16 protein-coding genes and 1 tRNA gene are annotated in these 13,092 nt (G+C 69.4%); 3 read left to right on the top strand and 14 right to left on the bottom strand.

What is annotated here, in order from left to right:
• Nucleotides 1-22 precede the first annotated feature (22 nt).
• The 6 genes from maiA to rplM form a co-directional block, all read right to left on the bottom strand.
• Nucleotides 23-685: a maleylacetoacetate isomerase gene (maiA, locus tag G7B67_RS06660; protein WP_166209811.1), complete on the bottom strand. Its 663-nt coding sequence runs from the start codon at nucleotides 683-685 to the stop codon at nucleotides 23-25.
• 139 nt (nucleotides 686-824) lie between these two features.
• Nucleotides 825-1,814 carry a fumarylacetoacetate hydrolase family protein gene (locus tag G7B67_RS06665; protein ID WP_166209814.1) on the bottom strand — a complete coding sequence of 330 codons (990 nt, stop codon included), beginning with the start codon at nucleotides 1,812-1,814 and terminating at the stop codon, nucleotides 825-827.
• Between the two features lie 60 nt (nucleotides 1,815-1,874).
• Nucleotides 1,875-2,612, bottom strand: a complete 738-nt coding sequence (locus G7B67_RS06670) for a 2OG-Fe dioxygenase family protein (protein WP_207780883.1) — start codon at nucleotides 2,610-2,612, stop codon at nucleotides 1,875-1,877.
• An 82-nt stretch (nucleotides 2,613-2,694) separates the two neighbouring features.
• Nucleotides 2,695-2,769, bottom strand: a tRNA-Gln gene (locus tag G7B67_RS06675).
• A 48-nt stretch (nucleotides 2,770-2,817) separates the two neighbouring features.
• A complete protein-coding gene (gene rpsI / locus G7B67_RS06680; RefSeq protein WP_166209817.1) occupies nucleotides 2,818-3,210 on the bottom strand; it encodes a 30S ribosomal protein S9 in 393 nt (130 codons plus the stop codon).
• A gap of 5 nt (nucleotides 3,211-3,215) precedes the next feature.
• Entirely contained in the window at nucleotides 3,216-3,644 is a 429-nt protein-coding gene (gene rplM, locus G7B67_RS06685; protein ID WP_166209819.1) for a 50S ribosomal protein L13, read from the bottom strand.
• Nucleotides 3,645-3,888: 244 nt separating this feature from the next.
• On the opposite strand from rplM, the gene coq7 reads away from it, so the two are divergent.
• The gene (coq7, locus tag G7B67_RS06690) at nucleotides 3,889-4,530 is read left to right on the top strand and encodes a 2-polyprenyl-3-methyl-6-methoxy-1,4-benzoquinone monooxygenase (RefSeq protein WP_166209822.1); all 642 of its coding nucleotides are present in this window, start codon (nucleotides 3,889-3,891) and stop codon (nucleotides 4,528-4,530) included.
• Between the two features lie 115 nt (nucleotides 4,531-4,645).
• Here coq7 and speD read toward each other — a convergent pair whose 3' ends face one another.
• A complete protein-coding gene (gene speD / locus G7B67_RS06695; protein WP_166209825.1) occupies nucleotides 4,646-5,437 on the bottom strand; it encodes an adenosylmethionine decarboxylase in 792 nt (263 codons plus the stop codon).
• Between the two features lie 143 nt (nucleotides 5,438-5,580).
• On the opposite strand from speD, the gene crp reads away from it, so the two are divergent.
• Nucleotides 5,581-6,285, top strand: coding sequence for a cAMP-activated global transcriptional regulator CRP (gene crp, locus G7B67_RS06700; RefSeq protein ID WP_166209828.1), 705 nt, complete (start codon nucleotides 5,581-5,583; stop codon nucleotides 6,283-6,285).
• Entirely contained in the window at nucleotides 6,285-6,755 is a 471-nt protein-coding gene (locus G7B67_RS06705) for a GNAT family N-acetyltransferase (RefSeq protein ID WP_166209831.1), read from the top strand. Before crp ends, G7B67_RS06705 begins: the two co-directional genes overlap by 1 nt.
• Nucleotides 6,756-6,960: 205 nt before the next feature.
• On the opposite strand, the gene G7B67_RS06710 is transcribed toward G7B67_RS06705, so the two are convergent.
• The 7 genes from G7B67_RS06710 to G7B67_RS06740 all read right to left on the bottom strand — a co-directional run bounded on the left by G7B67_RS06710 (nucleotide 6,961) and on the right by G7B67_RS06740 (nucleotide 12,863).
• A complete protein-coding gene (locus tag G7B67_RS06710; RefSeq protein WP_166209834.1) occupies nucleotides 6,961-7,686 on the bottom strand; it encodes a haloacid dehalogenase-like hydrolase in 726 nt (241 codons plus the stop codon).
• Nucleotides 7,683-8,474: an indole-3-glycerol phosphate synthase TrpC gene (gene trpC, locus G7B67_RS06715; RefSeq protein ID WP_166209837.1), complete on the bottom strand. Its 792-nt coding sequence runs from the start codon at nucleotides 8,472-8,474 to the stop codon at nucleotides 7,683-7,685. The genes G7B67_RS06710 and trpC overlap by 4 nt, the downstream gene beginning before the upstream one ends.
• A gap of 121 nt (nucleotides 8,475-8,595) precedes the next feature.
• A complete protein-coding gene (trpD, locus tag G7B67_RS06720) occupies nucleotides 8,596-9,648 on the bottom strand; it encodes an anthranilate phosphoribosyltransferase (RefSeq protein ID WP_166209840.1) in 1,053 nt (350 codons plus the stop codon).
• Between the two features lie 116 nt (nucleotides 9,649-9,764).
• Nucleotides 9,765-10,358 carry an anthranilate synthase component II gene (locus G7B67_RS06725; RefSeq protein ID WP_166209843.1) on the bottom strand — a complete coding sequence of 198 codons (594 nt, stop codon included), beginning with the start codon at nucleotides 10,356-10,358 and terminating at the stop codon, nucleotides 9,765-9,767.
• A 107-nt stretch (nucleotides 10,359-10,465) separates the two neighbouring features.
• On the bottom strand, nucleotides 10,466-11,839 hold the full coding sequence (locus G7B67_RS06730; RefSeq protein ID WP_166209846.1) for a sensor histidine kinase: 1,374 nt from the start codon (nucleotides 11,837-11,839) through the stop codon (nucleotides 10,466-10,468).
• A 14-nt stretch (nucleotides 11,840-11,853) separates the two neighbouring features.
• A complete protein-coding gene (locus G7B67_RS06735; protein ID WP_166209849.1) occupies nucleotides 11,854-12,528 on the bottom strand; it encodes a response regulator transcription factor in 675 nt (224 codons plus the stop codon).
• Between the two features lie 89 nt (nucleotides 12,529-12,617).
• Nucleotides 12,618-12,863, bottom strand: coding sequence for an acid-shock protein (locus G7B67_RS06740; RefSeq protein WP_166209852.1), 246 nt, complete (start codon nucleotides 12,861-12,863; stop codon nucleotides 12,618-12,620).
• Between the last annotated feature and the right edge of the window lie 229 nt (nucleotides 12,864-13,092).

Below are 13,092 nucleotides of genomic sequence, written 5' to 3' on the forward strand. Positions count from 1 at the left end.
ACCGCCCGGGCAACCGCGCTACTCAGGCCCCGGGGGCGTCGGGCTGCCGCTCCGGCCGCGCGGCGTCGAACGCCGGCAGCGCCTGGCAGGACTCCTCGATCCGCAACAGGGTCGGGTACGGCGAAAGGTCGATGGAAAACCGGCGCGCGTTGTATATCTGCGGGATCAGGCAGCAGTCGGCGATCGTCGGCATGTGGCCATCGCAGAACGCGCCGGTGGATGGGTGGTCCTGCAACAGCGCCTCGAACGCCGCGAAGCCTTCGACCATCCAGTGCCGGACCCAGACATCGCGTTCGGGTTGCGGCACCCCCCAGTCGCGCTCGAAATACTGCAGCACGCGCAGGTTGTTCAGCGGGTGGATGTCGCAAGCCACCAGCTGCGCCAGTGCGCGGACGCGCTGGCGATCGCGCGCCGTGGCCGGCAGCAGCGCCGGTTCGGGCCACATTTCATCCAGGTATTCGAGGATCGACAGCGACTGCCGCAGCATGCGGTGGCCGTGTTGCAGCACCGGCACCAGCTGCTGCGGGTTGTGCTGGCGGAACTGCTCGCTGTGCTGCTCGCCGCCGTCACGCAGCAGGTGCACCGGCGCGATCTCGTAGGACAGGCCCTTGAGATTGAGCCCGATGCGCACCCGGTAGGCCGCGCTGGAGCGCCAATAGGAAAACAGGCAAAGCCGCTCGCTCATCGATGCCGCCACCCTCGGCTCCCCTGCCTGCGCGCGCATTCAGCGCCGGTGTCCTGCACCTTAGCCGCTGCCGCCGGGCCGGAACAGACCGCCTGTCGCGCCAAGTCGCGCGCCGGTGCCATCGGCCGGGGCCCGGGCATCACGGCGCGACCTGGCGCTCGATCCGTTGCTCGATCGCCCCGAACAGGCTTTCCCCGCTGGCGGCGAGCATTTCGATGCGCACCAGGTCGCCGAAGGACAGGAACGGCGTCAGCGGCTTGCCATGCTCGAGCGTTTCCACCGTGCGCTTTTCGGCAAAGCAAGAGGCGCCCTTGCTGGTGTCCTCGTTGGCGATGGTGCCGGAACCGACGATGGTGCCGGCAGACAGCGGCCGCGTCTTCGCCGCGTGCGCCACCAGCTGCGCGAAGTCGAACTGCATGTCCACGCCCGCTTCCGGCGCGCCGAACCATTCGCCGTTGATGTGCGTGGTCAGCGGCAGGTGCAGCTTGTTGCCGCGCCAGGCGTGGCCAAGCTCGTCGGGGGTGACGAACACCGGCGACAGGGTCGAACGCGGCTTGGACTGCAGGAAGCCGAAGCCCTTGGCCAGTTCGCCCGGGATCAGGTTGCGCAGCGAGACGTCGTTGACCAGGCCGACCAGCTGGATGTGCGCCGCCGCCTGTTCCGGCGTCACCGCCATCGGCACGTCGTCGGTGACGACGACGATCTCGGCTTCCAGGTCGATGCCGTAGGCCTCGTCGACCACCCGCACCGGATCGCGCGGACCATTGAAGCCGGCGCTGGTCGCCTGGTACATCAAGGGATCGGTGTAGAAGCTCTCCGGCACCTCGGCGCCGCGGGCGCGACGCACGCGGGCCACGTGCGGCAGGTAGGCGCTGCCGTCGACGAACTCATAGGCGCGCGGCAACGGCGCCGCCAGCTGGGCGACGTCGACATCGAAGGCGCCGTCGGCGCTGCCGCCATTGAGCGCGTCGGACAGGGCATTCAGGCGCGGGGCGACATTCGACCAGTCTTCCAGCGCGCGCTGCAGCGTGGGCGCGATGCCGGTGGCGCGCACCGCGCGCGCGAGGTCGCGCGAGACGACGATGAGCGTGCCATCGCGGCCGCCTTCCTTGAGTGACCCCAGTTTCATGCGCATGGCCCGTGCAGTGACAGGCCGCGGATTGTACGCGTGCGCCCCGCGCCGCCGGCGTTAGGCGTCGCCCTGGAAACCGCCGGCGCGATAGGTCAGCACCAGCGTGTCGCGATGTCCGGCGTCGGCAAGCGGCTGGATCGGCGTGGATTCGTGGATCACGCGGGCGTCGTCGAGCAGCAGCAGCGACCATGGCTGCGACAAGGTGAAGCGCTGGCCATTGGGACCCTCGGCCTCGAACACGCGCGTCTCGCCGCCCTTGATGCCCTCGCGGCGCACCAGGAACACCGCGACGAAATCCACGCCGTCGCGATGCGCGCCCTCCGGCGTGGGGCGGCCGATGCCGTCGCTGGTATCGATCCGGAACTGGTGCGCCTCGACATACCAGGTGCGCTCGGGGCGCAGCTGCGAGAACTGCGTGGCCAGGCCCTGCAACAACCGCGACCACGCCGGCTGCGCGACCACCTGCGCGCTGATCGGCTCGAACCAGCGCTGCATGCCGCCATGCAGGGCGTTGTAGTCCAGCGACTGCCAGTGCGCCCGATGCGGCGCCTGGGCCACGCGGCCGTCTTCGAGGACGAAACAGGCATGCCGGCGCTTGCGGTAGTTGCCGCCATCCTTGAGATAGGCGTCGGGCGCGAGGTCGTCCCAGCTGGGCACCAGCGCATCGAGCGCGCCGATGTCGACGCGACAGGCCTGCGCCACGGCATCGGGCCCCAGCACCGCGTAACCGCGCTCGCGCATCCGCGGCAGCAGTGCCGAGGCTGGCGTCAACGGCGCATCCAGGCGGGCGACCATGGCAGGCTCCTGCGCGGCGGCGGCTTCATCCGCCCCGCAAAGCAGAAACCCGCGCGAGGCGGGCTTCTGCGGTGTTGCGAATTGGCAGCCCCGGAAGGATTCGAACCTCCGAATGCCTGAGTCAGAGTCAGGTGCCTTACCGCTTGGCGACGGGGCTATGGACTCGATTGTAGCGCCGGCGGCCGGGCGCCGGCGAACAACTGGATTAACGCTTGGAGAACTGCGTGGCGCGGCGTGCCTTGTGCAGGCCGACCTTCTTGCGCTCGACTTCGCGCGCATCGCGGGTCATGAACCCGGCCTTGCGCAGCTCGCCCTTGAGCGACTCGTCGTATTCGACCAGCGCGCGGGCGATGCCCAGGCGGATGGCGCCAGCCTGGCCAGTGTTGCCACCGCCCTCGACCGTGACCAGCACGTCGAACTTGTCGGTCGACTTGGTCAGCTCCAGCGGCTGGCGCACGATCATGCGCGCGGTTTCGCGGCCGAAGAAGTCTTCGATGCTGCGCTCGTTGATGGTGATCTTGCCGTCGCCCTTGCGCAGGAACACGCGGGCAGTGGAGGACTTGCGGCGGCCGGTGCCGTAATTCTGTGTGATTGCCATGGTCTTCAGATCTCGAGCGGCTGCGGCTGCTGGGAAGCGTGCGGATGGTTCGGGCCTGCGTAGACCTTGAGCTTGCGGTACATCGCGCGGCCCAGCGGGTTCTTCGGCAGCATGCCCTTGACCGCGATCTCGAGCACGCGCTCGGGATGGCGCTGCAGCGCCTGGGTCAGGTTCTCGGACTTCAGGTTGCCGACGTAGCCGGTGAACCGGTAGTACATCTTGTCCTGCAGCTTGTTGCCGGTCACCGCGATCTTCTCGGCGTTGATCACGACGAGGTAGTCGCCGGTATCGACGTGGGGGGTGAACACGGGCTTGTGCTTGCCGCGCAGGCGGCGGGCGAGCTCGGAGGCGAGGCGGCCCAGGGTCTTGCCCTCGGCATCGACGACGTACCAGTCGCGCTGGACGGTCTCGTTCTTGGCAGTGAAAGTCTTCATGCGGGGCTCTGCGGTGGGTACCTTGTCGGGCTGATACCGCCGGGAAGGCCCGGGGAATTTCGCCTCGCGTTGTGGAACTCGGACGGCCCACGCCATGGACCGGCGGGGACAAAGAAGCGGAATGATAGCCGGGCAGGCGCGCAGCCGCAACCTGAGGACCGGTTGCCAGCGCGGGGGACGCCGCCCTCGCCCTGCGGCGACGCCCACGGGTGCAGAATCCCGCCACCTCCACCGGACCCCCGCCATGCCCGGACGCGACTTCACCCTGGTCGACCGCCTTCTGATGGATGCCCAGAACGCCCTGGGCACGATCCTGGGCAGCGCCCGCGCCGAACGCGCCAATCCCGCCGTCGACCGGCCGGACGTGGTGCTGGACGCGGACGAGCGCCGCCATGCCGCCGGCCTGATGCGGGTCAACCACGTCGGTGAGGTCTGCGCGCAGGCGCTCTATGTCGGCCAGGCGGCGGTCGCCCGCGACGTCCGCACGCGGGACCAGCTGCTGGCGGCCGCGCAGGAGGAGACCGACCACCTGGCCTGGTGCGCGGACCGCCTGCGCGAACTGGACAGCCGGCCCAGCCTGCTCAACCCCCTGTGGTACGCCGGCAGCTACGCGATCGGCGTCTTGGCCGGGCTGCGCGGCGATGGCTGGAACCTCGGTTTCGTGGTCGAGACCGAGCGCCAGGTCGAAGCCCACATCGCCGAGCACCTGCAGGCGCTGCCCGAAGCCGACGGCCGCAGCCGCGCCATCCTGGCCACCATGCAGGCCGACGAGGCGCGGCACGCGGACCAGGCGCAGGCACGCGGTGCGCGGGCCTTGCCGCCGCCGGTGCCGTCGTTGATGGCGGCGGCGTCGAAGTTGATGAAGACCGTTGCCTACAGGATCTGACGGGCGCTCATGGAGCCCAGCCCCTTTCGGTAAGAGGGGCGCGCGGCAGCGGGGGTAATTGGAAGCAAAACTCGGGGCCCGAAGTTTGCGCCGCGAACTCCGGGCAGCAACTTGGTCATTCGACCAAATTGCGGCCGTGGAACAGCTCCTCGATCTCGCGCTTGAGCAGCGCCTCGATCTTCATCCGGTCCTTGAACGAGAGGTTCTTGGCCTTTTCCTCGAACAGGTAGTTGTCCAGGTCGAAATCCTTCAGGTGCATCTTCGTGTGGAAGATGTTCTCCTGGTAGACGTTCACGTCGAACATCTCGTAGCGCGAGCGGATGTTCTTGGCCAGGAATTCCTGGATCGAATTGATCTTGTGGTCGATGTAGTGCTTCTTGCCCTTGATGTCGCGGGTGAAGCCGCGCACCCGGTAGTCCATCACCACGATGTCCGATTCCAGCGTCTCGATCAGGTAGTTCAACGCCTTCAGCGGCGAGATCACCCCGCAGGTGGCGACGTCGATGTCGGCGCGGAAGGTGGCGATGCCGTGCTGGGGATGCGTTTCCGGATAGGTGTGCACGGTGATGTGCGACTTGTCCATGTGCGCGACCACCGCGTCGGAGATCACCCCGCGCGCGTCGGCGCGGTCGATCACCGGCTGCTCGGAAATCAGGATCGTCACCGAGGCGCCCTGCGGGTCGTAATCCTGGCGGGCGATGTTGAGGATGTTGGCGCCGATGATCTCGGCGACATCGGTCAGGATCTGGGTCAGCCGGTCGGCGTTGTAGGCCTCGTCGATGTAATCGATGTAGCGCTGGCGCTGCTCCTCGGAGACGGCGTAGCAGACGTCGTAGATGTTGAACGACAACGCCTTGGTCAGGTTGTTGAAGCCCTGCAGTTTCAGGCGCGGCAGCGGTTTGACCACGGCGATGGGTCCAGTCGGCGGGCGAAGAGCGGGATTATGCGGCATCGCCCGTGGAGAGGGGGCATGCGTATCGCCACCGGGCCCCGGGCTCCCGGGCGGCATCGGCAATTGCGGCCGGCGTCACAACGGCCTATCTTCGGCACATGCAAGCCATCCTTCCCCGCAGCTTCGTCCCCGTGATCGCGCACGTGCAGCGCCGGCCCGCCAGCCCACTGGCACCCGACGCCGCCGCACTCGATCGTTTCCTCGGCTACTGCCATCGCCGCCGCTACCCGGCGCGCACCGATGTCTTCCGGCCGGGGGATCCCGCCGGCACGCTCTATTACGTGGTCAGCGGCTCGGTCAGCATCATCACCGAGGAGGACGACGACCGTGAGCTCGTCCTGGGCTATTTCGGCTCTGGCGAATTCGTCGGCGAGATGGGCCTGTTCATCGAGTCCGACAAGCGCGAGGTCATCCTTCGCACCCGGGTCGCGTGCGAGCTGGGCGAGATCAGCTACGAGCGGCTGTACCAGCTGTTCGAAGGACCCCTCGCGGGCGACGCGACCAAGATCGTCTACGCCATCGGGGCGCAGCTCTCGCGGCGCCTGCTCGATACCAGCCGCAAGGCCGGCCGCCTGGCGTTCCTGGACGTTACCGACCGCATCATCCGCACCCTGCACGACCTGACCCGCGAACCCGAGGCGATGAGCCATCCCCAGGGCACGCAATTGCGGGTCTCGCGCCAGGAGCTGGCACGCCTGGTCGGCTGCTCGCGCGAGATGGCCGGGCGCGTGCTGAAGAAATTGCAGGCCGACGGTGTCCTCCATGCCCGCGGCAAGACGGTCGTCCTCTACGGCACCCGTTGATGGCGAGCGCGCAGGCGCCCGACTGCATTCCTGCCCCTGACATCCGCGTCCGCGCGGCCGCGATCGGCGACGCCAGCGACGTCGCCTTGTTGCTCGATGCCCTTGGCTATCCGTGCAGCCGCGACGAAGCCGCCGAACGCATCGCCGTCATCCTCGGCGACCCGCGCCACCACCTGCTGCTGGCCGAAATCGGCGGCCGCGCCTGTGGCCTGGCGGCGATGGACCTGCGCTATTCACTGACCCGCGGCGCCGACCAGGCGCGGATCACCGCACTGGTGGTCAAGCCCGATTGCGGCCGCCGCGGCGTCGGCCGGCGGCTGCTGCGGGAAGTCGAAGGCATCGCGCGTCGGATGCGGGTCGCCCGCATCGAAGTCACCAGCAATCCGCGCCGCGGGGAAGCGCACGCGTTCTACCACGACTGCGGCTACGCCGACGGCTCGCGACATTTCTTCAAGCTGCTGGGGGACTGACCGGGCGGTGCCTGCGGACGCCGCCTGCTAGGCATCACGCCCATCGCAGCGTGGGTCTTCCCGCGCCCCGGGTGCGCTCGCTTACCCGGGCTACGGGGTTGCCACGCAGCACTCGGGGTTCACCGAACGCCGGCCGATCGCGCCGACACGCCCCGCCTGCGCACCGGCTCCGCCGGATTCGCGAAGCTCACCCGGCGCCACCGGCTCACTGGCGCCCGTCGGCCACCCGATCACCGGCGCGGTCGACGCAGCCCCAGTTGAGGATCGGCGTCCCCGCCGGCAGGACGCGGCGAAACATCGCCACGCGCCCGTGCTTCGGGTTCACCACCACCGGATGGCGCGCCGCCTGCAGCAGCGGCAGGTCGGCGCTGCTGTCGGAATAGGCAACGTCGATCGTGCCGTAGCCGGCGTCCCGGATCATCCGCATCTTGGCGTGGCTGTGGCAATGCAGCGCCGGCCCGATCCCGCCGAGGCGCGGCGCGATCCGGGTGCCGATCACGGGCACGTCGTCGTGGGCGACGAAGGCGAGGATCGCGCGCGCCAGTTCCGGCGGCGCGCCGGTGGCCACCAGCACGCGGTCGCCGGCGGCGCGATGGCGTTGCAGCACGGCCAGCGCGGACGGCAGCAGCCGCGCGCGGATCGCGTCGCGGTGCGCGTCGACATAACGATCGATCATGGCATCGAAGGCGGCGACATCGAGTCCGACGCTGCCGATCCACACGAACACCGAAATCCCGTGCCGCCGCGTGGGCAGGTACGCGATCAGCGGCGCCGCCAACGGCGCGACCAGCAACGCCAGCGCCATGCGCCATGCGCTGCGTCGCAGCAGCCAGCCGAACAGGTGGCTGCCCGAATCGCCGTCGTATAGCGTGTGGTCGAAGTCGAACACCACCAGCGGAGCCTCCGCCGGCGATGCGATGGCCGCGTTCATGCGAAGAACAACCGACGCAAGGCCACGCCCGGGTCGGTTTCGCGCATGAACGTCTCCCCGACCAGGAATGCGTGCACGTCGGCGTCGCGCAGGCGCCGCACGTCGTCCGGCGTGGCGATCCCGCTCTCGGCCACCGCGATGCGGTCGCGCGGCACCGCCTCGCGCAGCGCCAGCGTCGTGTCCAGCGACACCTCGAAGCTGCGCAGGTTGCGGTTGTTGACCCCCAGCAGCCGCGCGGGAACCTGCAGCGCGCGCTCGAGCTCGTCGATGTCGTGCACCTCGACCAGCACGTCCATGCCCAGGTCCATCGCCAGCGTGCCGAAGTCCACCAGCCGCGCATCGTCCAGCGCGGCGACGATCAGCAGGATGCAGTCGGCACCGAGCGCGCGCGCCTCGTAGACCTGCCACGCATCGATGACGAAGTCCTTGCGCAGCACCGGCAGCGCGCAGGCCGCGCGCGCCTGCTGCAGGTAACGATCGCCGCCCTGGAAGAAATCCACGTCGGTCAGCACCGACAGGCAGGTCGCGCCCGCGGCGGCGTAGCTGCGCGCGATGGCCGGGGGATCGAAATCGGCGCGGATCACGCCGCGCGAAGGACTGGCCTTCTTGATCTCGGCGATCACCGCGGGCCGGCCCGCGGCCATCGCATCGGCGATCGCGCTGGCGAAGCCACGCGGCGCACTGGCGGCCTGCGCGCGCGCGCGTACTTCCGGCAACGGCACGGCGACACTGCGCGCCGTCACCTCCTCGCGCTTGCGCGCGAGGATCGCGTCGAGGATGTCGCTCATGCAGGTCCCGCCGGTGGGTGGGCGTAGGCGGGCCCGACGTGAGCCAAGATCACCGTGTAATGCCGCGGTTTCAGATCGCTGGCGCATCCAGGCGTGGACGCCCCCGTCATGGCCGCTGCGCTCATACGCTCGGACCCTCGCCCGCGAGCAGTTTCGTCACCCCGACGAACTCCTCCAGCTTGCCGATCGCCGCACCCGAGGCGATGGTCTCGCGTGCCAGCACCAGGCCGCGATCGATCGATTCCACGACGCCGGCGACATACAACGCGGCGCCCGCGTTGAGCACCACCACGTCGCGCGCGACCCCTGGCGTATCGTCCAGCGCCGACAGCAGCATCGCGCGCGATTCATTGGCGTCGGCCACGCGCAGGTTGCGGCTGGCCGCCATCGCGATGCCGTAATCCTCGGGGTGGATTTCGTATTCGCGCACGACCCCGTCGCGAAGTTCGCCGACGCAGGTGGCGGCGCCGAGCGAGATCTCGTCCATGCCGTCGCGCCCCCAGACGACCATCGCGCGCCTGGCGCCGAGCTCCTGCAGCACGCGGACCTGGATGCCGACGAGATCGGGATGGAACACGCCCATCAGGATGTTCGGCGCGCGCGCCGGATTGGTGAGCGGCCCAAGGATGTTGAACAGCGTGCGCACGCCCATCTCGCCGCGGACCGGCGCCACCACCTGCATCGCCGGATGATGCAGGCGCGCGTACATGAAGCCGATGCCGGTTTCGGCGATCGAACGCGATACCTGTTCCGGCGTGAGTTCGATCGCCGCGCCCAGCGCCTCGAGCACGTCGGCGCTGCCCGACTTCGACGACACCCCACGGTTGCCGTGCTTGGCGACCCGGGCGCCCGCGGCCGCGGCCACGAACATCGCTGCGGTGGAGATGTTGAAGGTGTTCGCGCCGTCGCCACCGGTGCCGACGATGTCGACCAGGTGGCGGCGATCGGCGTCCGACACCTCGACCGGCAGCGCGAACTCGCGCAGGACGGTGGCGGCACCGGCGATTTCGCCGACGGTTTCCTTCTTGACCCGCAGGCCGGTCAGGATCGCCGCGGTCATCGTCGGCGAGACCTCGCCGCGCATGATCATGCGCATCAGCTCGACCATCTCGTCGTGGAAGATCTCGCGATGCTCGATCGTGCGCTGCAGCGCCTGTTGCGGTGTGATGGGCATGGGGACTCGCTTGTGTGCTTTCGTAGGCGCGGCCTCAGCCGCGAGCTTCGTCGGTTCGATCGCGGTGCGGTAAGAGCTCGCGGCTGGAGCCGCGCCTACCGTGTGCGCGCGGCGCGTCATTTCTCCAGGAAATTCTTCAACAACGCATGTCCATGCTCGGTCAGGATCGACTCGGGATGGAACTGCACGCCCTGCACCGGATGCTCGCGATGGCGCAGGCCCATGATTTCACCGAACTTGCCCTCGTCGATCGAGCCGTCCTCGTGATCGGTCCAGGCGGTGACTTCCAGGCAATCGGGCAGGGTGTCCTGTGACACCACCAACGAGTGGTAGCGCGTCGCCTCGTAACCATCCGGCAGTCCGGCGAACACGCCCTGGCCGCGGTGGCGGATCCGCGAGGTCTTGCCGTGCATGATCGTCTTCGCCCGGACCACGTCGCCGCCGTAGGCCTGGCCCAGGCTCTGGTGTCCCAGGCACACGCCCAGGATCGGCGTGCGCGCACCGAGCTCGCGGATCACGTCAACCGACACCCCCGCCTCGCTCGGCGTGCAGGGGCCGGGCGAAATCACGATCCGCTCCGGCGCCAGCGCCGCGATCTGCGCCACCGACAGCGCGTCGTTGCGCACGACTTCGACCTCGGCGCCCAGCGTCTGCAGGTACTGGACGAGGTTCCAGGTGAAGCTGTCGTAGTTGTCGATCATCAGCAGCACGAAGAGGCCTCGGCAGAGTCCATTGCGGCCGGGAGGGCGCGCGGAGTCGGCCAATCTATCGGCGCCGCGGACCGGTGGCAAACCGTGCCGGTGGGCTCGAACGCGATTCAGGCAGCGCGCAGGCTGATCCGCACGCGCAGGCCGGGCGCATTGTCCAGCAGCGCGATGCGCCCTTCGTGGCGCAGCACGATCGCCCGCGCCAGGCTCAGGCCCAGGCCGGTGCCGGGCGAGGCACGATGCGCCTCCAGCCGCGCGAAACGGTCGAAGACACGCTCTCGCTCGGCCTCCGGAATGCCGTCGCCGTGGTCGGCCACCTCCAAATCGACCACCTCTGCCAGCCGGTGCAAGGCGATCGCGACGCTGCCGCCGGCGGGGCTGAACTTGATCGCGTTGTCGAGCAGGTTCACCAGCAACTGGAACAGCTGGTCGGCATCGCCGCGGACCTGCGCCGGCATGGTGTCGGCGTCCAGCGCGATCGCGCGTTCGGCCGCGATCGGCGCGTACAGCTCGATCGCATCGGCGACCAGCGGCTGCAGGTCGACCACGGCGTCGGTATCCGGCGGCGATTGCGCTTCGATCCGCGCCAACCGCAGCAGCGCGCCGAAGGATTGCAGCAGCTGGTCGGTTTCGGCGATCGCCGCGTCCAGCGCGCGCGTGCGCTCGGGATGTTCATGCGCGGCCTGCTGGCGCATGCGGTCGAGGCGGTTGCGCAGGCGCGTGAGTGGCGTGCGCAGGTCGTGGGCGATGTGGTCGGTGGCATGGCGCACGCCATCGAGCAGGTCGCCGATGCGGTCGAGCATGCCGTTGAAGCGGCGCGCCAGGCGGTCGAAGGCATCGTCGCTGCCGTCCAGGCGCGCCCGCAGCGTCAGTGCGCCGGCGCCGACCTGCGCGGCGGTGTCGTCCAGGCTGCGCACGCGGCCGGCGACCCAGTGCGCGGTGAGCGCGCCGATCACGGCCCCCAGCGTGGCGGCCACCAGCAGCCCCGCCAGCGCGGTGCGCAGCATCAAGGTCAGGAAATGATCCTGGCTGCGGGTGCGCAACCCGGTGACGAGCGTGCTGCCGTCACGCAGCTGCTGCACGTTGACGATCACGCGCGAGACGCTTCCGTCGCCGAGGTCGCGCTCGCGCAGCTCGATCCAGCGCGGCGCGCGCGACAGCTGCGCAGGCAGGCGCGAAAACGTGCCGGCGAGGATGCGGCCGTCGGAGGAGACAAGCGCGTATTCCGCGTCCGGGTCGTCGGGCGAGGCGGCGCGGGCGGCGATTTCCCCGCGCAGCGCCTGTCGGCCTTCGGTGCGGTACAGCTGCAGCAGGCCGCCGACGTCGGCGCGGAGGACTTCGCGCGCATCGTTGGTCAGCAGGGTGGAGACGGCAAAGTACACGCCGGCACCGAGCAGCACGAACGCGAGCAGGAACGAGCCGGTCACCGCCAGCGCCAGGCGCGCGCTGGTCGAGCGCCACCGGTTGCGCGCGAGCAGGTTCATCACCGCGGCGCGGCTCAGTCGCCGAGCCGGTAGCCGGCGCCGCGCACGGTATGCAGCAGCGCGGTGGCGTGGCCGTGGTCGATCTTCTGCCGCAGGCGGCTGATGTGCACGTCGATGACGTTGGTCTGCGGGTCGAAGTGGTAGTCCCACACCGCTTCGAGCAGCATCGTGCGGGTGACCACGCGCCCGGCCTGGCGCATCAGGTATTCGAGCAGGCGGAACTCGCGCGGCTGCAGCTCGATGCTGCGGCCGTCGCGCGCGGCTTCGCGCTTGAGCAGGTCCAGTTCCAGGTCGTCCACGCGCAGCCGCGTCGGTTCGCCGCTGCCGCCGGTGCCGCGACGCGCGAGACTGTCCAGGCGCGCGCTGAGTTCTGAATACGCAAAGGGTTTGACCAGGTAATCATCGGCGCCCGCGCGCAGGCCTTCCACCCGATGCTCCACTTCGCCCAGCGCGGTGAGCAGCAAGGCCGGCGTGCGGTTGCTGGCGCCGCGCAGGGTGCGCAATACGGTCATGCCGTCGACCTGCGGCAGCATGCGGTCGAGCACGATCGCGTCGTAGGTTTCGGTGGTGGCCAGGAACAGGCCGTCGCGGCCATTGCCGGCATGGTCGACGCTATGCCCGTCCTCGCGCAGGCCTTTGGCGATGAAGCCCGCGGTATGGGGATCGTCCTCGACCAGCAGGATGCGCATGCGTGCTCCTCGACCGGAAAAAGAATACCCCGCCGGCGGGTGCCGACGGGGCAAGCGGCCTGAGGCAGGCCGAAACCGGAAACCCGGTATCAGCTCTTCTTGGCGGTGTCGCCGGGCTTCTTGCTGTCGCTGGCCTTGGCCTTGGCGGTGGTCTTGGCCTTGACCGTGGCCTTCGCCATCGGATGGGCGTCGGTCTTGGCGGCCACCTTGGTGGCGGCCTTGGTGGTCGCGGTCGCGGCCGGCTTGGCCGTCGTGGTGGTGGCCGGAGTCGCGGCGAACGCGACGGTGGCGCCCAGCGCCAGGGCAAGGGCTACGGCGATGCGGATGGTCTTCATGGAAGTCCTCGTGGGTGGAAGTCGATGGGGAGCTGACGACAGCTCCCCGCCACCTTGCCCACGCGCAGCCTGCGCAAGGCTGTCCGTCGCATGAAATGTTTTTAATGTCGGGGCGCGGCTCCTGGTCCGCGCGCCGACCGTGCGTCACACGGCGTTGTCCGCCCTAGGTCCGCCTGACCTCGACCGGCACGCTGTCGAGCTCGTCGCCCAGCAGCCGGGCGCCGACGGC

Source organism: Cognatiluteimonas telluris (assembly GCF_011320095.1).
GTDB classification, from domain to species: domain Bacteria; phylum Pseudomonadota; class Gammaproteobacteria; order Xanthomonadales; family Xanthomonadaceae; genus Cognatiluteimonas; species Cognatiluteimonas telluris.